Source organism: Halomonas alkalisoli (assembly GCF_021412585.1).
In the GTDB taxonomy this organism is placed as follows: Bacteria; Pseudomonadota; Gammaproteobacteria; order Pseudomonadales; family Halomonadaceae; genus Halomonas; species Halomonas alkalisoli.
Genome location: NZ_JAKCMI010000040.1, coordinates 43,061 through 61,787, shown reverse-complemented (window position 1 = coordinate 61,787; position 18,727 = coordinate 43,061). Strand labels below are relative to the sequence as shown.

Genomic DNA, 18,727 nt, shown 5'->3' with positions numbered 1-18,727 from the left:
ACCCACTACCACCATGGACAAGCTCTCACTCGGCACCCTGGGCCAGCACCTGCAGACCCTGCGCCTGGCGCAAGGCTGGTCGCTCTCGCAGCTGGCCGCCGCCGCCGGCATCGCCAAGTCGAACCTGTCACGCCTCGAGCAGGGCAATGGCAACCCCACCCTGGACACCATCTGGCGCCTGGCGGTGCAGTTGAAGGTACCCTTCGGCACTCTTGTGGCCCCCATTGCCGTGCCGCTTGGCGAGGACGGCGTGGAGGTGCGCCTGCTCGACCAGGGCAAGGATCACCCCCAGGTGGATGCCTACTGGATGCGCTGCGCGCCCCACACCACGCGCCGAGCCGAGCCCCATACCCCGGGTGCCCGGGAATCCCTCACGCTTATCAGCGGCACACTGGAGGCCGGGCCGGAAGGCGCCACCAAGCGCCTCTCGGCCGGCGACACCCTCACCTTCGCCGCCGATTGCCCGCACCTCTATCGCACCCGGGACACCTGGGCCACGCTGCTGCTCAGCGTCGTCTATCACGAGGAGACCACCTCATGAGCCTGCAAGCCACGTCCTCGCCGTCCCGCGCCTGGTTGACGGGCATGCGCGAGGCCATTCCGCTGCTCGGCGGCTATGTGCCGGTGGCCATCTCCTTCGGACTGATCGCCACCCAGGCCGGCTTCAGTGCCTGGGAAGCCGTGCTCATCTCGACGCTGATCTATGCCGGCGCCTCCCAGTTCCTGTTCGTCGGCATGGTCGCCGCCGGGGCGCCGCTGTGGCTGGTGGTGGCCATGACCCTGCTGATCAACGTGCGCCACGTGGTCTACGCCCCCAACCTGGCCCCCTGGCTGACGTCCAGCCGATGGTGGCCGTGGCTGATGCACGGCCTTACCGACCAGGTGTTCGCCGTGGCCCACGCCCGCCTGCCCCAGCTGCCAGCCTCCCAGCGCCTCGGCTGGTTCACCGGTGCCGCCCTGCTGGCCTGGTTGAGCTGGATCGGTGGCACGGCGCTGGGCGCGGTGGCCGGCGGCGAACTGGTCGCCCGCTGGGCCCTGATGGGTGAGATCCTGCCCTTCGCCCTGCCCGCCCTCTTCCTGGTGCTGATAGCGCCCCGCTTCACCTCGCGGCGCTGGAGCCTGGCCCTGGCCCTGGCCATCACCATCGGCATCGCCCTGCTGCTGACGATGAGCGGGCTCACCAACGTGGCGATTCCGCTTGCCGCCGTCTGCGGCGCGCTGTGCTTCTATAGCGTGAAGTTCGTCACCACAGGGAAAGGAGAACGCCATGAGTAGCGCCCTCTGGGTCGCCGTCCTCGCTTCGGCGCTGGGTACCCTGCTGATGCGGCTACTGCCTCTGGTGTGGATGCAGCGTCGCCTGGAGCGGCAAGCCAACGACGACAGCCTGGAAGCGATGCCCCAGTGGCTAAGCCTGCTAGGCCCGTTGATGATTGCCGCCGTCTTCGGGGTATCGCTGATGCCGGTGGCGCCTGGCGCCCTCTCCTGGCTGGCCACCGTCATCGGTGTCTTGGCGACCCTGGCTGTCTGGTGGCACAAGCGTACACTGGGCTGGCCGGTCGCAGCCGGGGTAACGGCCTATGGTGTGGTGGTGATGCTGGCGGGCCTGGCGTCCTAGCGGGATCGTCGCAGCCGGGGTAACGGCCTATGGTGTGGTGGTGATGCTGGCGGGCCTGGCGTCCTAGCGGGATCGTGAGAGTATCCGGCCGTTGGACGAGCCCGAGTCGCGCGCCATCTGTCCGCCTTCGCCATGGAGAGCACCATGACCGACATCGACCAGCCCCCTGCCACCGACAAGCGCCGCCGCCATGCCGTGGCCCGGTGCATAGGGCCACTACCTCTGCTGCTTGCCCTGCTGCTGGGGGCCGCACCGGTGGCGGCCAGCTGCCCCGAGCCGTCCAGCACCGACCTGGCCGCCATCAAGGGCCATGGCGAACGTCCGGCCCTGCCTTCCGGCCACGAGGTGATCGCCGACGGCGTGGTGACCGGGGAGTTCCTCGGCCGCGAACGGCTGGGCGGTTTCTATCTGCAACAGGCGACCGAGCATGGCCCTGTCGGCCTGTTCGTCTATATGCCCAGCGCAACGCCGAGCGACGCGGCGCTTATCGCTCCCGGCACACACCTGCAGCTCCACGCCAGCACCGGCGAGTACCGCGGCCAGATCCAGTTGCAGCGGGTCGAGCGGATCGAGCCCTGCGCCCGCGACCAACTGCCTGAACCGTTGACGGTGAACTGGCCACTCAGCGAGGAGCAGCTGTCACGGAAGGAGGGACTGCTGCTGGCGTTTCCGCAGGCCCTGACCGTCACCGGCAACTACGAACTCGCCCGCTATGGCAGCCTCGCGCTGGCCGCCGAACGCCTGTTCCGCCCCACCAATACCCCCGGCGAGACCCAGCAGCGGGATATCCTCGTGCTGGACGACGGCAGCTACCGCGCCTTTCCGACCCCCATTCCCTACCTGGATGCGGACGGCAGCCGTCGCGTCGGCAGCAGCGTCGAGGGGCTGACCGGGATACTTACCTACGCCTTCGACGCCTACCGCCTACACCCGACCCTGGAGCCATACTTCGAAGACGCCAACCCGCGCCCGGGGCCGCTGCCGGCCCCTGAAGAGCGCCTGCGGGTGGCGACCTTCAACGTCGAGAACTACTTCACCACACTCGGCCAGCGCGGCGCCGCCAACGCCGAAGAGCTGGAACGCCAGCGAGCCAAGCTCGCCGCTGCGGTTGAGGGCCTGCAGGCCGACATCCTGGCCCTGGTGGAAGTCGAGAACGACTCGCGCGCCCTGGCCGACCTTGTCGAGCAGCTGAGCGAGCGAACCGGGGTCCGCTATCGTGCGGTCGGTGGGGATGCCAACCGCGGCAGCGATGCCATCAAGCTCGCCCTGATCTACCGGCCGGACCGGGTAGAAGCCGTGAGCGAGCTCTATGCCGACGACGACCCCACCCATCACCGCCCTCCGCTGGCGGCCTTCTTCCGCAGCCTGGACGGCGGCCCCGCCTTCGGCGTCGTCACCGCCCACTTCAAGTCCAAGACCGGCTGCCCGCCCCGGGGCGATATCGACCACGGCCAGGGCTGCTGGAACCAGCGCCGGGTGGAACAGGCACAGGCCATGAACGACTTCCTGGACCGCCTCGCTGCCGCCGAGGGACACGAGCGCCTGCTGCTGATCGGCGACCTCAACGCCTACGGCGCCGAGGACCCGATCCGCACCCTGACCCACGCAGGACTGGTCAACCTGATGGCCCGCAAGCTGCCGCCGGAGCGCCGCTATAGCTATGTGTTCCGCGGTGAGTCGGGCTACCTGGATCATGCCCTGGCCAGCCACGAACTGGCCGCAGCAACCGCGGAGGTCCGCCCGTGGCCCATCAATGCCGACGAGCCGCCTTTCCTCGGCTACGACGGACCGGACAATGCAACGCCCCACTTCAGCCCCGATCCCTTCCGCTCCTCGGACCACGACCCGATCGCGGTGGACCTGGAGTGGCGTTAGGTGGGAGCTGATCTTACCCTGTATTCGTAGACACCGGTCTATGCGACTTTCCTGGCCTCGAGAAGGCCTCGGGACTGATCTTCGCCGTGGCCAAGTGCCTCGGATAACCGGTCTGCTCGTCGCACAACATGTCGACCAACCATGCGGAAGGGGCAGAACGGAAGTTGGCGGATTCTGGACAGACAAACTAAACTAGACCAACTTAGTTTAGTTTATGAGCCTCAGGAGCCAAACATGGATATCGTGAATATCCACGAAGCCAAGACCCATCTCTCACGTCTGCTGGCTCGCGCCGCCCAGGGAGAAACAGTGGTGATCGCCAAGGCAGGCCATCCCATCGCCAAGCTGATGCCCATGGATGCCCCGGCAAGCGGTCAGAGTCAGCGCCTGGGCTTCCTGAAAGGCGCTTTCGAGATCCCCGAGGACTTCGACACCATGGGAGGCGACACCATCGCCGACGAGTTCGGAGGCGAGCCCACCACATGATCCTGCTGTTGGATACCCACCTGCTGCTGTGGGCGGCCTCACAACCCGAACAGCTCTCCGAAGCGGCACGTGCACGGCTTCTCGACGAATCCAACGAACTCTGGTTCAGTTCGGCAAGCATATGGGAAGTCACCATCAAGGCCGGCCTCGGCCGAGAGGACTTCAGGGTCGACCCCTATTTGCTACGCCGGGGTCTAGCGGATAACGGCTATATCGAACTACCCATTACCAGCGGCCATGCTCTGGCCGTGCACCACCTGCCCCCCATCCACCGCGACCCTTTCGACCGCATGCTGATCGCCCAGGCGGAAAGCGAAGGCATCCTGCTGCTCACGGCAGACTCAACAGTGGCACGCTACCCCGGCCCGATCCAGTTGGTTTGACCCTCTCACCACTCCTGCCCCGCCCCCTGTTCCAAGGGGATCAGCGACGCCGACGTCCCAGGTCGATGTCATCGCGGTTGGTGGCCGCCCCGACGGCAGCGCCCAGGCCACCACCGATCACCGCCCCCTTGGTCATGTTGCCGCCAGTCATGGCCGCGGTGCCGGCGCCGGCGGCCGCCCCCAGGCCGGCGCCACTCAGCGCTCGCTCGCCAGTGGTGGTGCCGCAGCCAGTGAGTCCCAGAGCCAGCACGCCGGTCAACAGCCCGATAGATAGCATTCGCATATCATTTCCCTCCCAACAGGGTTAATCGTGATCAATCATCCAGTTTGATTTCTTCGGCAACCGGGCGACCACCCGGTCTTCGGTATCCACCTCGACGCCTTGGCCGGGGCGCAAGTCGTCGAAACCGCGCAGCACGGCATCGAAATCGCATGCCATGGGGAATCCTACGGTTGCCGATTCGCTGTAGACCTTATACATCACCAGAAGGGAGACGGTTCATGTACCGGATAATGATCCACACTCTTTGGCAATTTCAGGCACTTGAGTATCGAAATGGCGACAGTTGATCGCATCCGGGTGGCGAGCTGTGAGGATGATGGCGAAACGGCTTGGGCGAGCCGCCAACCCGCAATTGGACGCTGACTTAACCCGCAATTGGACGACGGTATAACCCGCAATTGGACGGTGCATTAGCCAGCAATTGGACCTGCTTTCTGGCTGACGGACTCTTTAGCTTTTATCAATTTTGTGACCCCAAAGTACACAAATACGCTTACTATCAAAGAGATCTGCGGCAACCTCTTTGAAAACATACTAATATGTGCCCCATGAATGCACATAAAGAAGAGAAGCTAAAGAACACCCTTGAAGCCGTCCCTCCCGGCTTCATGGTCGATTCTGGCTGGCTGGAACGCCATGAGGTCAGCCGCTTCCTCGCGCGCAAATATGTGGATCGCGGCTGGCTGGAACGCGTGACTCGCGGCGTTTTCCTGCGCCCGGCGCCGGGCACAGGAAAACCCGATACCATCGAGTGGAAGACCTGCCTGCTCTCGATACAGCACATCATGGGCTACGATGCCCATGTCGGCGGCATGACAGCGCTCGCACAGCAGGGCTATAGCCATTATTTACCGCTGGGGGAGAACGCTCCGGTTTGGGTCTATGGCGAAGACATACCGAACTGGCTGGCCAGGCTACCGCTAAACGCACCGCTGGAAACGCGCACCACGCCCCTCTTCTCCGATCCGGCGCTCGGTCTCACCAAGGACGACTCCGATACCTCAAGCACCCTGCCCTGGGACTGGCAACTAAGGATGTCATCGCCCGAACGAGCGATCCTGGAAGTCATGGACGAACTGCCCGGCCATGAGAGCTTCCACAATCTCGACATGGTGTTTGAAAGCCTGACGACCCTACGCCCGCGCACCCTGTCGGCGTTGTTGCACAGTTGCAGGAAGATCAAGGTTACGAGGCTGTTCTTCGTCTTTGCCGACCGCCACAACCACCCATGGCGCAAACGCATCGACCCGCAGGAATTCAACCTCGGAAGCGGCGACCGCGCTCTGGTCAAGGGCGGTAGGATACACCCGCGCTACCGCATCATGGTGCCGGAAGAATTTGCGATAACGGAGGCAGCCGATGGCGCGTGAAGATTACGAAGCACGGGTCGCCCTGCTCGTGCGCATCCTCCCCTATGTCGCCGAAGAAGACATCTTCGCCCTGAAAGGCGGCACGGCCATCAACCTGTTCTACCGCGATCTGCCACGCCTGTCGGTCGATATCGACCTGACCTATCTGCCGATCAAAGACCGTGTCGAAAGCCTTGCCGAGATCAACGATGCGATGGATCGCATTGCCACTGCCATCGAGCGCGGCATCAGCGGTGTCCGGGCTGCCACTGTCAGAAAACGCGGGAACATGGCTTTGAAGTCATAGCCGGTTGAAGCGACAGCGTGTACGAACGGGAGAGCAAGAGACCGGAACTGGTGGTTTTGCGCAGGCTGAGCGTGTCATATCACGCAAATACAGCCGGGAAGGCAAGAAAGCTGTGTAAGTGACTGATAGTGAAGGGCCCATCTGGACTCGCACCAGCGACCAAGGGATTATGAGTTCGTCTTTAAATCAATAAGATACTGATACCCTCGCAAAAGCGACCGAAATCTAGAGAAAGGTACAGTTCTTTCAGATCAGTAGGTTAGCGAAATTTAAGGATAGCACACGAAGCTGGTGTGTGTACCGGTGGTGTACCACAAGGGCTACTAAGATTTTACCAGTCTCCCACCTACCTGCAGAGTCAGAGGAAATTGAGGCACCTTCCCAATTTCGCTTTTACCCTGAAGCTCGCGATAGTCTTCCTGCTGGGACATATCACTACTAGTGGCGGTATAGCCCCCCTGAAATCGCTTCAGCCGCTAGGATAGCCCCAAGCGCTGACACACGGCGTCAACGTCGCTGGAGTGGGCATTTTGGAGGCACTTCAGTCTTCACATAGCCACGTGGTTGACGCCTAGTTGACGCTTAGAGACATACAAGGTGTTGTGCTAGACTTTCTAGAGGAGCTACATTGGTACTTAATAAAAACCTGAACTCATAGCACACAAAAAACATTGCACCAACAGAGAAAAACTATTAAAAACATAAAACTAATTAAAAAAACTAATTCACGGAGATAATACTATGCACGCGACTCTTGAGAGCGAAAACAGAAAGTTCAGCTTAAAGTCAATAAAAGAAAGGGTGGAAAAAGCAGCTGAACGAGCCGAAAAACATCAAAACGCCAAAGTAATAGGAAATTCAACAGTTATCGTCTATTACAACAAAAGCAAAAACACCGCCATAAGAGAAAGAAAAAACATAAATGCTTTTTTAGATAAAAACATTAAAAACGTCAACAAGGACTAGTTAAAATTGATCGGACTTCTTTTATTCCCGATTTTAGTGTGCGGCTACCTATATATTACAACTTGGCCTTCAGAAAAAATAAGAATCAGCCTGTACCACGGATGGTCTCTCTATATCCGAGCTGCGGCATATGGAATGCTGATTGTAGCAATGATATTCTTTCTGTTTGGCATTGCCCTTCCTAAACTAGGATTTTTAATTGGTGAAAAAACCGGCTTTACCCCACTCCCAAACACTAATATTTTTTTATTTGTATCTAGCATTATAGAAGAAAACAATGTTCTCCATTTAGAAAAATCTGAAAGCACCAAAGCTTCTTTAGACATAGCTTCGATCTCAATCACATCAATATTTATTGCATGGCTACTAGCGGCGATCATGAGGAAAGTCAGCAGTGGAAACAGCAGGATTTCAAAGGTTATATCAAGAACCATCCGGCTAGATACGTTAATATTCACCAGTGTTGAAAGACTGTACGCGGCGAAATCACCAATAGAATACCAACTCCTCATGATTGCAAAAAAAGCAGACAGCGACATAACATACAATGAAGATATAGCGAATTTAAGGGAGGAAGTTTACGAAGCCATTCTTAGTGGCGAAATAGACAGAAAAGACAAAAATAAAATGAAAGACATCTTTAATACTCTTGAGTATAGAGAGCTAAACTACTCGCTCATCACTCTTGAAAACGATAAATTCTATATCGGCCTTCCAAAAATTCTTCCCGAGCCAGATGAAGAGAGCATTACCTCAAACTCAATACAAATCATACCAGTGATGTCTGGTTACCGTGACAAGGAAAAACTGCCAGTGTTTACCACTGAATATGACTTTGACCCTGGAACAATATCATCTCACGATTGCATCTCATTTCCAAGAGATAAGATTCTAACCGTATCAGGCTTTAGCTTTGAAACACACAACAGAATAAAGCAGATATCCCTTCGCCACAATCAAGAAAGAAGTGAAGTGTGACGGCATGCTCATGAAAACCGGCCACTAAAGAAAAAATGGTCATAGTAACCTCGCGGATTTAAACGTATTAGAGTTTACGCTCCGCCTAATTGCATATTCCCTAAACAGTATATCTTTATTATTTTCTCAACTTTTCTCGGGCGAATCTTTCAAACGGGCAAAAGTGTATAACAGCATGAAATGTATTCATGGATGCTTGAGGAATTGAACGAGCACGGGCGAAGGTGAGGCAATACCCGCGTTACCCAAGGGGCGCGATTCCAGATGCATTGGTTATTGCTTAGAACGGTGACATGAGGACTGAAACACTGCGGCGTCTGGCAGCGGCGGAAAGTGAAGCCAGCAGGTTAGATTCCTGAGCCAGCACACCAGGGCGTTACAGGCCAAGCTGACGGTGCAGGTGCTTATCGATAGCCTGTTCCGCGAAGCTGATTCCCAAAGCAACGCTGACCATATGGCGCGTGATCGGCGCCCCTGCTTGAATACAGGACGAAAGAAGAAAGTTAACAACCTCATCTGCAATAAGCTGTCGAACCGCATAAGTGCTCATGCCGTACTGCCTCCAGCTTTTGCATCGGGATCGGCTCCGGTCATGCCGACAAATTTTTGATCGTACTCGACCTCCTCCAGCAGTTTCATCCGCAGATTGATCACCTCGTCAACGGTGTGTAGTAACCGAGCAGGTAGATCAGGAGACCTTCAAAGACGCCACTGAGTAGTAAGGCAAGACCTACGACGGAGCTCGTCGACCACACTTGGAGGCACCAAAGAGGAATTGACATACTCAATTATGCCTCTTCTCGTATTAACCTAGCCAGCCTTTCTCCTGTCAAACTGGCCTTGGTGGTCGAATTTACCTCACATTCCCAAACGACAAACACCCTCCAGCCCAATGATTCTAACTCAGCTGCTACGCGCAGGTCCCGTGCAACATTTTTTTCGAACTTTTCGACCCAAAACGATGTATTGCTCTTTGGTGTCGTGGCAATCTTGCATCCAGCGTGCCGATGCCAAAAGCACCCGTGAATAAAGACCACAACCCTGTAGCGAGGAAATACTAGATCCGGCTTGCCAGGCAAGCCCCTGCCGTGCAGACGGTAACGTAGCCCGAGCCCATGAAGGACCTTGCGTAATACTAGCTCGGGCTGCGTGTCCTTGCTCCTGATACGTGACATCCTTTCCGAGCGTTCGCGGGGAGTAAGGAAGTCTACCATCTCGCTATTCCATTACTATCCAGTTAATCCTTTTCTAGCTTGTCTTCGACCAATTCGTAGAAAGGTAGCCCACGGACCACCTCACCTGCAACATCAAATGACTTATAAAGGCAGTGATGGTTAGGCAGTGTCTTAACTTGGTCGGACAGGTCGCCAAGATCAGTGGTAAAGCCTAACGTGCCAAGCTCTGCAGGGGTGGCATTTGGCACCTTGTGGATGAACCAAGTCAATAGAGGCTCACGGTAATCGGTCGCACTGGCCTTAAAATGCCTTAGGTATTGCGAGGCCAATATCACTCCAGACCCAAACTCACGGCCTTGCAGCAACAGCTTTCGCAGCACATCAAACTCATATCGCATGATGTTATCGGCTTCATCGACAAGCAAGTAGGAATCGATTACTCGTAACTGAGGATCCTCTCCGATAAAGGGCCGCTTCGGCGTCCTAAGCATGTTTTCATAAAACATGTTCAGCATGATCGCGACGAGCATGTTTTTGCTACGGTCATCCTGACCCATCGCATCAAGCGAGATCACCACCACGCCATCAAAAAATTCATCGAAAGACTGGGTCTTGCTAGGCTCGCGTTCGAATACCTCCATATCCACCAGATCATCAATGATGGCCATGGGCGAATCAGACTTCCCGCCAAGAAGTTCCCTATATTCGGCATGGATATCGTAGATCGTGGGTTGATTCCCGTTCGGCCCACAAGCTTCATACGCGTTTCGCACTGCGCTCTTGAGCTTGTCACGCTGTACTGGTCCGATCCCCGAATAGACTTTGTCTAGTACATCGGCAAAAAAGCGGAATCTATCCAGCCACGGTGCAACTGACTCATCCATGGATGTTGTGTCGAACAAATTCAAGGGCAAGCGGCTAGGCTTGACAACCTTGGCGCCAGTAGCAGCCACGAACTCCGGGCTACTATAGTCCCTCTTGTAGTCAAAAATAAGGAATCTTGGTTTGATGCCTTGGTTCTTCTGGCGTGACGTGACTATCTGAAAAATAAGAGACTTAAGCAACTGGGTCTTGCCCGTACCTAAATCACCCACTACACCAATGTTTAGCTGATTTAGCCGTGTGTCAGATATGTTCAGCTTCAGCTGGTGGGGCTCAAAGCCATCGACTGTTTGGCCAACCGAGAGGACGAGACCCGTGCCTGCCTCGACCTGCCCAGAATTCGGTGTGCCGGCTGCCTTGACCAAAGTTTCGATATCCAAATCACTGGAATCAGCAGGTTTGTTTTTAGATGCCGCTGATGGTGAATAAGTTGCCCCGGATTGTGACACGACTTCCGCATCTTCGCCTGAGGTAGAAGGGCCGAGCATGGAAGCTTTGCTGTCAGGCTTATCCGGCTTGGGTAACAGGCCCCAATTGCCAACTCTATTGCGAACGTCGTCGTAGAAAGCCTGTGCATCACCCGTCACCATACGCCCTGCATCTGTACGGGAAATAACAATGGTTTCTTCAAGGCCATCGTCATCATGGTCCCGGGAGCTGCTATGCAGTGAAGAATCTACTACTATGAGCCTGCCCCTGTCATCGATACTGATCGAAGATGGAGATGAACCAAGGATTTCGGCAGTAATGCGCTCATGGTAATCTGCCCAGCGCCCTGCCTGCGCAGTAGCCTGTTCATGCTGGCTGTAGACGCGCAGGCCGAAGCTAACCATCGACAGCAGGAGATGTTGAAACGCAAGTCTCCACGCCTGGGACTTCGATGCTCGTTCTTGTATGGAACGGAATAGCACGGAAAGCGCCTTGGCTTGACCAAGGGCATCTCTCGCATCGTTCGCGCTGAATGTGCTGCCTTGGCGGCATTTCACCTCGATGGGTGTGAGATGTAATGAAATCCGGTCCTGACTTGCATGGATTCCAAAGACCAGAAGATCGGGGCGTGATAACGAGGCGTCTTTCCGTTCCTTACCAAGTGAGCGCGCTAGGTCGGCAAGATAGCCTCGGAAAGGATCGACTGGAATGATTATAGCGATCGATGTGTCACCTTCCGAACCCGAAATAACGGGTAGGAGGCTTTCCAAATTGCCCGAGATACGAAACTGATCTTGTAGTAATCGCACGGCGAGAAAGAGGCCTAGGTCCCCTGTAGCTCCGGTATCGTCGCCAGAGAGGCCACGAATCGTAGGGATACCCCGTCTTGCCACCTCAAGAAGTATCTCCTCGACTTCATTTTCGTTCAACTCCTTGCCTCCAGGCACAGGCTCGAGGACTCGCGCCAATGATTCGCAGTCGGCATCTCCTACTTGGGACAACAAATAATATCCACTTGTATCCCCGGCGCGTTGTGAGTAGGAAGGTAGATCATAATCCCAAAGATAGGCTCCCTGAATCCAGCCACTCAAGAAGCAAGCGGGGTCAATAGCAGATGATGAGACCGCGACAAAACCTGCTTTGTGCTCATTGAGCATACTGGAGACAGCATGGACATCTGGAGCGAATTGCAATCCAATCTTGCCATCGGAGCTGCTTTCTAAAGCAATGATACAGCTTGAAATCTTGTCTGGGAATGTATCTCCCGAGGGAGGCATGGGCAGGGCCTGCCTTGACTCGCTAAGAAAAGCCCCGTGAAGTCGGCGTCTGACCCTATGTCGGATCAGCCCACCGAATCCAAGTGGTGAACGGATTCCCACTTCGGTCGACTCGGGCTGGGCAGAGTCCAACTGAGCGATTATGCCAAGGTCTGGTATCGCGCCTGTGGGTTGCCTCTCAAACCAACGAACTTGATTGGCGGTATCTTCGGATAGGTTAGCTAAAGTGGCCTGGTCGGGGCGTGATCCGGACGGTCGGGTGTCGTAGACTTCCAGAATTCTAGGGCCTACTCCGTGTCGTATCGCAGTCTTCTCATTGTACCCCAATCGCTTGGTACACCAGCTAGTCAGCCCCTCGTTGCAAGCGTCGGTAGTACCTCCTGCACTGGAGATAGCCAGACTGACAATGGATTTTGCGGCAAGTAGATCGGTTACGTCCTCAAGTGCGCGACCGACTTGGGCTGGACTGAAGCCGCTTGATATACCTCCAACAACCAGGCCAAACGTGTTATCAAAGGGGGGCTGCCGCGATCTTTCGGCGATCCCGCCCAGGCGTGACCCGTTCCACAGTACCGACCAATAGTCCGAGTTGCATTCGATAGAAAGGAAATCCACACGATCGATACCTTGTATTCCCCCTGGAGATTGGAGAGATATCGTCAGTAGATCAGGAACGCTACCGGGATCCAAAATACTGGCTGCGGGGCAGGGACGAGGATCGCTCCCTTCCACTTCATCATGGAGCACTTGCTGTGCGAGACAATGCCATGCGAGGCGCAAGGGGTGCAATGGGGATAGGATGATGGCATCCGGCACCCGCGCAAGGGTACGGCCACCTGCCTCTCGCGAGCACACAGCTATGGCGTCCACCCAGCAGGCAACATCCCGGTCGGATGCCAGCCATGCCGTGTAGGCGTCGAGGTATGCCTCAACGAGCGCGCGGAAGTCCTCGTCACGTGCTAGCCATTTCCCAAGCGGGGCCGACTCGACTAGACCTGATTGATCCTCGGTACTCTTCCTGACCCGTTCGGCGATGGCCCGCCTCGCCTCAACGAACCCTTGCGGTGGGTTGAACAATCCAGCCTCGGGCCTTGGATCGTGCAGAAAGCGGGCTTCGGACAGGATGGGACCATTAGGCGCATCCCAGTCGGGCGGTGCCCAGTGGGTCGCATAGTCATCCGCCAAGATAAGGGGAATGAATGACTTGGCAACATTGTACTCGTCGAGGATCCATGACTGCAGGCTGGAGGAACGGGCATGACGATCCAGCTGGACCACAGCCTTAGTATCGAATTTTTCCAAATGCTGTCGGTTTCGCTTGATGAGCCTTTCGAATTCGCTCCGACACCCCTCTTCTCTCGCATCCTCACAAGTAATGTAAATCCTGCAGGTCTCTTTCTCACGCTCAGGAGGTTGAAAGGTCACATCGAGTTGATACTTACCATCAGCCACTATTTCTAACTGGTACTCGCCGCTACGCACCTCATGAACCGCAAGTGTCTCAGGACCCTCCAGATCAGTCTCGGTAGCATCGTCAGATACGCCGACAGCTTCAATAATGCTTGTGCCTGGGGAGGTAAGTAGAAGCAATTCGTAACGTCCCGAACCAGGTAGTGAAATCGAGGACTCCCACTCTGGCCCTGTTCTGGTTCTGGCCTTGCGTGGCTTCCTTGGCGGGGAAAATTTGTTGGCCATCCTGCAGGTGACGAGGATTGATGGGGTCCAGTAGGCAAGTGAAATGACTCTCGCCTTCGCCGGCTTGAGACCAGCAGAGTCTACTTTGTAAGTGAGTGGTGTCCTATGCCCACTGATAGGAGGGGTATCATGAAGTGAAGTAGTAGCGCTACTGATCAATAATTGCATCCCGGTTTTGCCGTACGATCCACCGGTAAGGAGGGCCTCGACTGACCGACCTTCTTGATCATCGTCTAGGGATACCGTAAGCACTACCTCGTCACTTACTATCGCTGGCATGTTACGAACAACCGGAAGGATGGCGTTAGCACAGGTTATAGAGATAGCACCAGCCGCCTCATCGGGCTCTTCGGAAAGCAGCTCAGTCCAGCACTCAGCTGTCAACGTCTCCCACCACGCAGGAGGTGCCGTGAGCATGGGGGCATCTGTTGGTACGTAGAAGGCTTGCGTGGCGTGCTCAAAGGCTGTGGTCACGTCGCAACTTTTCTGTATATGTTCGAGAAACCCAGCAAGAGCCTGCTTGACCGAGTCCGACGAATCAACAGCGATACGGTCAACACCTGTCTTGAAGCCGTCTGCTAATTCGTCAGCAATTTTTGCAAGAATATCGAGCTGCAGCTTGGGCGAGATACCCCCTTCTTGCATAGGAGGGACACCGCATGCAAGGGCAAGCGCCGATCCAGCAGACAGTCCCGATTGCTCATCAGGAATGGAGTAGATGCGAGCCAATAGGCGCCAAGCTGCGTTGCGGCTCCCTTCATCCCGGTCCATTTCATCGAAAGCCTCAGCTGCACGCTCCACAAGCTGAATGGCCCCTCCTAACTCTTCTTCTAATCCGGCTGCTTTCAAGCCACGGGATACTAGTTGCTGAATAAACCCATCGTTCCACCATTCTTCGAAGGTCGCATGTCCCGTATTGCTCGAGGAGTGCATACCGAACTCCTCTGTCGTCGAGGCTACTGATTTGTTGTTATGTTGTCCTGGTGGCACAAGTGCCACAAAGCTGGGGCTATGTGGGTCGTTGCGAATATGAAGCAGGTGGTTTTCATCACACCTGCCAGATGTGCCTATGCCCGGATTGCCTCCTGACCTGACGCCAGAAGGAAGCTGCAGTATGACAGGCAGGGATGCATGCATGTCATTCGGGCCTTGCGGGACCTGTATGCCACCGTTGCTTACTAATTCCTCAAAGACGGCTTCGAGAAGGACAAGCGGGGGGCCATGGAAAATAAAGCGGGACTCGAGCCTGGCGCCACTGCGTCCTTTAGTTGCATCCAATACCCTTTCCTTAACGATATCGGCGAGCGTGCGTACCAACATATTCATCGTGCGTTATCCATAGCCTGGGTTACAGGAAAGGGTGGCAGCAACAACATGCCGCTTTCGGCATCCGGGCTATCAAGCACCAGCCCAAGCATCCGGAGTTGATGACCCAGATCGTTACTTGCGATGTCGTGGCGATCAATAGCAATACCATAGGCGGCTAGATGCTGGCCCAGTCGATGTATCGAACGCGGTCCACCCATGCCGGCCAATGCACAATGCACCAGAGCAAGAACAGCGACTGGCCCAAGGGATACTATCCACGGACTGGATGGGCCTTTGCCTTTCTGCTTGAGTATATAGCCTTGATCGTAGCCCCTGAGTAGGGGTATAGCAGATCGGCGCTGCCCAAGGGCATGGCGAGCGAACTCGTGCAAATTCGCCCCTATTCCCTTCTTGCAGTTCAGGGCCCGAGCCTCGCGCTCGCGAATGTCTACGATTTTTTGTCGTACATTGAGATTGACAAGGGCGGTGTGGTTATCGCGAATATGCTGACACAGTGAGGCAATTCCCTGACTGGAAGATAGGTTCCCTTCATAGGGTGAACCTACCTTATCTAAAGACCAAAGAACAGTGTTTATGCCCAGGCGTGCTGCGAGGTAGCCGGAAGCCCTGTGCTTAAGCCCAGGCAGAGCCTTGCCACCGTACGTCATATACTGTGCGGAAGTGGGAAAAAGAGCCTGCCTGGTATCGTTGGCGCCTTTTGGACCATTCATGTCAAGAGCGTCAGACAGGCATCGCCAGATTCTAACTTGAACATCACAGAGCCAAGTTACATGCGACACACTTGCTAGACGGAGCACTGCCTCTAGCAAGCTGGTCCATTGGCGGCGGGTCATGGCATCCTTGGCCTGGATAATAGCACGCAGGTCTTTCGAAAATTGCCGGGCTGGAAGGAAAGGGACATGCTTGAAGTCCTCTTCTGCCAATGATATAGACTCGGACTCGGGGATTGGTACTAGCTCCCACTTCTGAGGCGCCCCCCATGAATAGGTTTCCTTCTCAAGCCACCGGGCAAAGACATCGTCGCCTTCGTCCACGCTCAAGGCCAAGAAAAGATCTTTCCATAGCGACTGAGCCGCATCTTTGTCCTTCGAACCAAGAGAGACCATTCGGCGCACGAGGCTACCTGCGGGCCATGAGTTGTTAGACAGGCGAGCCGAGCCAGAGAAGAGCGCTGTTCCAGGAACGAGCGGGGTCACTTGGAGGAAGCGCTTGGACGATTGATTGGGTAGCTTGGGACTTTCTAGTATGCCGTGCAGAACGGCACTCCATGTACTCACGTCGACAGTAATGCCTTCAGGGGCCTTCGAAGGCTTGTCCCGAAGTTTCTGGATTTTTCTATCTAGCTCACGCCCAGCTTGCGGGATACCACCCTCGCTAACTTCTTTGAACCCAACGGTACGATAGAGCGATGCAACTAATATTTCCGAACTTGCATATTCAGGGGCTGGGCTGATTGAAAGTGCTGACTGCTTGTACCTGGCATGGGTGTTTTCACGCTTCCACGGGGCTTGTTCGAAATCAGCGAGAGTCATTCGTTGCTCCTTCCCTTCAACGATACGAACCCGTTCCAAGACTTGACAATCTCCGTACCATCATCGCCGATCCTAATCCTTGCATCAGCGAGTATGTCTTGATCGCGCACAATAGGGCCAGCGAGCCTCGAATTAGTAGTATCAATTAATGCTACCACCGTTTGAGGAAGAGATGCAGGCGATAGCCCACGTTCCAATTCTTGCACAGCTTTGAAGAGATCGTATGTCAATGCAATTGGTTGGGACGACTGACCGCGTCCCACCTCTAAGAAGCAAATGGGGGAATGTGGCCGCCCCTTTGTAGAAAGGGGTAACGGCCTGACAGGTTGTGGCTGAACAAGAAGGGTAGCCTGGCGCTGGCGGGGTGGCAGGGGCTGTCCGAACGTAGTCGTGAGCGAGGCTTCGAAGCCATGTCGACTATTGAGTAGGGTTTTCACCTGTTGGGCGACCTCGTATAGGCGCTTTTCTTGTTTATCCTCCACAACCTGCTGGAATGCCTTCAGAATATCGGCATCCGCGACAATGGCAGAGCGAGTGCAGATGCTGCGCCGTACAAGGCGACAGGAAAAATCGCGCAACATTCGCTGAATACGACTTGCTGCAGTTGGTTTCTTTCGACGTATGAGTGGCGAGGAGAGCAGGCTGTCAGCCTTGGCTAGCCGCCTGAGTAACTCAAGTTCGTTCGCGGATAGTGTCTGGTATTTTCGAATAAAATCAATGCCGCTCTCGATTGAGCGACTAAATCTTATGTCAAGATCACGCAGCACAACACTGCTACGACCACTGACCGCGACTTCGCTATCGGGGTTTGCTAGTGCCGGATCCAGCAGTTCGGCTAAATCCTCCATTAGCGATGCTATCGTCGCCGGTAAGTAAGGCGATGCTCGTTCCTGCAGAAAATACTGGAGCCCCCGCAATACACGCATATCAGCATCGCTGGTGTCGAGCCCAAGCTCTTTGATATCTTGACGCAGCGAGTTGGCCACCCCACTGTCCCAAAGATGGAACAGGGCATGCTGGTAACTAGATGTCGCGAGATTAAAGATCGCAGTTAGCTGTTGTCGCACTGGCCGCTTTGTCGTCTTGCTCGACTCATCTAGTTTTAGGAGATTCGCGGCCCAACCACATGGATCAGTTTGCTGTCCTTGCGAAGACTGATGGTGACCAGCAAGCAAGTACGACATCAAGGAGAACAAATCACGAAAGCTCCAGCGTTTACCACTTGCCAACTCGCACCATCTTAGAGTTCTCAACAAGGATTCTCTTGGTTCTATGTGCGATAGAAGGAAGCGGCTATAGCAGAACGGACAGTTCTTACCGGCAGCACACGCGCCATGGGGAGGCCACATATGCTCTGCTGTCGCTTGAGCTAGCAGTCTGGCAGCTGGAGGCTGAACACCTTCATCGGGCTGAACCAGCAGGGATTCAGCATCCATTGGCCACACTGCAATAGCTTCGTACTTCTCTAGAGGCCAGCATGAGGGGGCATCAGGAGCTAGGCTAACAGCGCCGGTGATAGCTGAGAGCAACCTTATTGGGACATCCAAATTGTTGTCCAGAGCATGTATCAGCGCATCGTCAAGTACACCTCGATTTACACAACATAAATAAATTTTCGAAGCGGGGGCATCACAAGAATTGACGAGCTCTTCAACGAGCAACTCGGCTGCCGATTTCCCTTCGTGACCAGAGGTAACAGATGCATCTTGCACGACTCCTAGCTCGAAGCCCCCCTTCTGCGCAGTAATCTTACTAGTATCGATGTTTACGATCCTAGGTACAGCATTCCCTAGAGGAGGTGTGAAATGCTGGACTAGCTCATCAACCAGCTCTCCGTTGCAGCCTAGCTCCTTATCCAAGGAATTGATTGTTAACTCGATAGCTTCTGTTTTCCCGTTTCCCGGCCCTCCTACCAAGAGTAAGATTCTCGGGATCCCTGCTTTGGCACCGGCTATATCCTTTGCCCAAGCCTCTAATCTAAACAATAAATTCGTCTTCAATATATCTTTATTAGGCCGACCACTATTTTCGTCGAAGAGTCGCCTCACCCCTCCTGAATGGTGGCCAGCCCAATCTAGCAAGGCTGCTGGGTATAAAGAGCCGACCTGTATTGTACTGTCCATCTGTTCCCCTTTTTAATTTTATCTTTCTATTTTTATTTTTCGG

At 55.4% G+C, this 18,727-nt stretch carries 17 protein-coding genes; 10 read left to right on the top strand and 7 right to left on the bottom strand.

The window, feature by feature from the left end; all coding sequences use genetic code 11:
• Positions 1 to 13 precede the first annotated feature (13 nt).
• The 6 genes from LY622_RS17775 (at position 14) to LY622_RS17750 (ending at position 4,359) form a co-directional block, all read left to right on the top strand.
• Complete coding sequence (locus LY622_RS17775; RefSeq protein WP_234292110.1) at positions 14 to 541, top strand: helix-turn-helix domain-containing protein; 528 nt, start codon at positions 14 to 16, stop codon at positions 539 to 541.
• Entirely contained in the window at positions 538 to 1,275 is a 738-nt protein-coding gene (locus tag LY622_RS17770; RefSeq protein ID WP_234292109.1) for an AzlC family ABC transporter permease, read from the top strand. Before LY622_RS17775 ends, LY622_RS17770 begins: the two co-directional genes overlap by 4 nt.
• Positions 1,268 to 1,615 carry an AzlD domain-containing protein gene (locus LY622_RS17765; protein WP_234292108.1) on the top strand — a complete coding sequence of 116 codons (348 nt, stop codon included), beginning with the start codon at positions 1,268 to 1,270 and terminating at the stop codon, positions 1,613 to 1,615. Before LY622_RS17770 ends, LY622_RS17765 begins: the two co-directional genes overlap by 8 nt.
• A 144-nt stretch (positions 1,616 to 1,759) precedes the next feature.
• Positions 1,760 to 3,490 (top strand): ExeM/NucH family extracellular endonuclease, encoded by a 1,731-nt coding sequence (locus LY622_RS17760; RefSeq protein ID WP_234292107.1) that lies wholly within the window; start codon positions 1,760 to 1,762, stop codon positions 3,488 to 3,490.
• Between the two features lie 234 nt (positions 3,491 to 3,724).
• Positions 3,725 to 3,976, top strand: a complete 252-nt coding sequence (locus tag LY622_RS17755) for a type II toxin-antitoxin system Phd/YefM family antitoxin (protein ID WP_234292106.1) — start codon at positions 3,725 to 3,727, stop codon at positions 3,974 to 3,976.
• Positions 3,973 to 4,359: a type II toxin-antitoxin system VapC family toxin gene (locus LY622_RS17750; RefSeq protein WP_223136375.1), complete on the top strand. Its 387-nt coding sequence runs from the start codon at positions 3,973 to 3,975 to the stop codon at positions 4,357 to 4,359. The genes LY622_RS17755 and LY622_RS17750 overlap by 4 nt, the downstream gene beginning before the upstream one ends.
• Before the next feature lie 40 nt (positions 4,360 to 4,399).
• Here LY622_RS17750 and LY622_RS17745 read toward each other — a convergent pair whose 3' ends face one another.
• A complete protein-coding gene (locus LY622_RS17745; RefSeq protein WP_410505377.1) occupies positions 4,400 to 4,636 on the bottom strand; it encodes a YMGG-like glycine zipper-containing protein in 237 nt (78 codons plus the stop codon).
• Between the two features lie 27 nt (positions 4,637 to 4,663).
• On the bottom strand, positions 4,664 to 4,798 hold the full coding sequence (locus LY622_RS22510; protein WP_255762634.1) for a hypothetical protein: 135 nt from the start codon (positions 4,796 to 4,798) through the stop codon (positions 4,664 to 4,666).
• 392 nt (positions 4,799 to 5,190) lie between these two features.
• Here LY622_RS22510 and LY622_RS17740 point away from each other — a divergent pair, with 392 nt between their 5' ends.
• The 4 genes from LY622_RS17740 (at position 5,191) to LY622_RS17725 (ending at position 8,242) form a co-directional block, all read left to right on the top strand.
• Positions 5,191 to 6,012 (top strand): type IV toxin-antitoxin system AbiEi family antitoxin, encoded by an 822-nt coding sequence (locus LY622_RS17740; RefSeq protein ID WP_234292105.1) that lies wholly within the window; start codon positions 5,191 to 5,193, stop codon positions 6,010 to 6,012.
• A complete protein-coding gene (locus tag LY622_RS17735) occupies positions 6,002 to 6,298 on the top strand; it encodes a nucleotidyl transferase AbiEii/AbiGii toxin family protein (protein ID WP_255762633.1) in 297 nt (98 codons plus the stop codon). Before LY622_RS17740 ends, LY622_RS17735 begins: the two co-directional genes overlap by 11 nt.
• A 741-nt stretch (positions 6,299 to 7,039) precedes the next feature.
• Positions 7,040 to 7,264, top strand: coding sequence for a hypothetical protein (locus LY622_RS17730; protein ID WP_234292104.1), 225 nt, complete (start codon positions 7,040 to 7,042; stop codon positions 7,262 to 7,264).
• Positions 7,265 to 7,270: 6 nt separating this feature from the next.
• Positions 7,271 to 8,242 carry an SH3 domain-containing protein gene (locus LY622_RS17725; RefSeq protein ID WP_234292103.1) on the top strand — a complete coding sequence of 324 codons (972 nt, stop codon included), beginning with the start codon at positions 7,271 to 7,273 and terminating at the stop codon, positions 8,240 to 8,242.
• Between the two features lie 376 nt (positions 8,243 to 8,618).
• Here LY622_RS17725 and LY622_RS17720 read toward each other — a convergent pair whose 3' ends face one another.
• The 5 genes from LY622_RS17720 to LY622_RS17700 form a co-directional block, all read right to left on the bottom strand.
• Positions 8,619 to 8,792 (bottom strand): hypothetical protein, encoded by a 174-nt coding sequence (locus tag LY622_RS17720; protein WP_234292102.1) that lies wholly within the window; start codon positions 8,790 to 8,792, stop codon positions 8,619 to 8,621.
• A 238-nt stretch (positions 8,793 to 9,030) separates the two neighbouring features.
• Positions 9,031 to 9,456: a very short patch repair endonuclease gene (locus LY622_RS17715; protein WP_255762632.1), complete on the bottom strand. Its 426-nt coding sequence runs from the start codon at positions 9,454 to 9,456 to the stop codon at positions 9,031 to 9,033.
• Between the two features lie 23 nt (positions 9,457 to 9,479).
• The gene (locus LY622_RS17710; RefSeq protein ID WP_234292101.1) at positions 9,480 to 15,026 is read right to left on the bottom strand and encodes a putative type IV secretion/conjugal transfer ATPase; all 5,547 of its coding nucleotides are present in this window, start codon (positions 15,024 to 15,026) and stop codon (positions 9,480 to 9,482) included.
• Entirely contained in the window at positions 15,023 to 16,561 is a 1,539-nt protein-coding gene (locus tag LY622_RS17705; RefSeq protein ID WP_234292100.1) for a hypothetical protein, read from the bottom strand. The genes LY622_RS17710 and LY622_RS17705 overlap by 4 nt, the downstream gene beginning before the upstream one ends.
• Entirely contained in the window at positions 16,558 to 18,684 is a 2,127-nt protein-coding gene (locus tag LY622_RS17700; RefSeq protein WP_234292099.1) for a hypothetical protein, read from the bottom strand. The genes LY622_RS17705 and LY622_RS17700 overlap by 4 nt, the downstream gene beginning before the upstream one ends.
• Positions 18,685 to 18,727: the final 43 nt, after the last annotated feature.

What these genes read in the sequence shown, in the direction of transcription:
- LY622_RS17775 (WP_234292110.1), top strand. Translation starts at nt 14, where the DNA reads ATGGACAAGCTCTCACTCGGCACCCTGGGCCAGCACCTGCAGACCCTG.
- LY622_RS17770 (WP_234292109.1), top strand. Translation starts at nt 538, where the DNA reads ATGAGCCTGCAAGCCACGTCCTCGCCGTCCCGCGCCTGGTTGACGGGC.
- LY622_RS17765 (WP_234292108.1), top strand. Translation starts at nt 1,268, where the DNA reads ATGAGTAGCGCCCTCTGGGTCGCCGTCCTCGCTTCGGCGCTGGGTACC.
- LY622_RS17760 (WP_234292107.1), top strand. Translation starts at nt 1,760, where the DNA reads ATGACCGACATCGACCAGCCCCCTGCCACCGACAAGCGCCGCCGCCAT.
- LY622_RS17755 (WP_234292106.1), top strand. Translation starts at nt 3,725, where the DNA reads ATGGATATCGTGAATATCCACGAAGCCAAGACCCATCTCTCACGTCTG.
- LY622_RS17750 (WP_223136375.1), top strand. Translation starts at nt 3,973, where the DNA reads ATGATCCTGCTGTTGGATACCCACCTGCTGCTGTGGGCGGCCTCACAA.
- LY622_RS17745 (WP_410505377.1), bottom strand. Translation starts at nt 4,636, where the DNA reads ATGCTATCTATCGGGCTGTTGACCGGCGTGCTGGCTCTGGGACTCACT.
- LY622_RS22510 (WP_255762634.1), bottom strand. Translation starts at nt 4,798, where the DNA reads ATGGCATGCGATTTCGATGCCGTGCTGCGCGGTTTCGACGACTTGCGC.
- LY622_RS17740 (WP_234292105.1), top strand. Translation starts at nt 5,191, where the DNA reads ATGAATGCACATAAAGAAGAGAAGCTAAAGAACACCCTTGAAGCCGTC.
- LY622_RS17735 (WP_255762633.1), top strand. Translation starts at nt 6,002, where the DNA reads ATGGCGCGTGAAGATTACGAAGCACGGGTCGCCCTGCTCGTGCGCATC.
- LY622_RS17730 (WP_234292104.1), top strand. Translation starts at nt 7,040, where the DNA reads ATGCACGCGACTCTTGAGAGCGAAAACAGAAAGTTCAGCTTAAAGTCA.
- LY622_RS17720 (WP_234292102.1), bottom strand. Translation starts at nt 8,792, where the DNA reads ATGAGCACTTATGCGGTTCGACAGCTTATTGCAGATGAGGTTGTTAAC.
- LY622_RS17715 (WP_255762632.1), bottom strand. Translation starts at nt 9,456, where the DNA reads ATGGTAGACTTCCTTACTCCCCGCGAACGCTCGGAAAGGATGTCACGT.
- LY622_RS17710 (WP_234292101.1), bottom strand. Translation starts at nt 15,026, where the DNA reads ATGAATATGTTGGTACGCACGCTCGCCGATATCGTTAAGGAAAGGGTA.
- LY622_RS17705 (WP_234292100.1), bottom strand. Translation starts at nt 16,561, where the DNA reads ATGACTCTCGCTGATTTCGAACAAGCCCCGTGGAAGCGTGAAAACACC.
- LY622_RS17700 (WP_234292099.1), bottom strand. Translation starts at nt 18,684, where the DNA reads ATGGACAGTACAATACAGGTCGGCTCTTTATACCCAGCAGCCTTGCTA.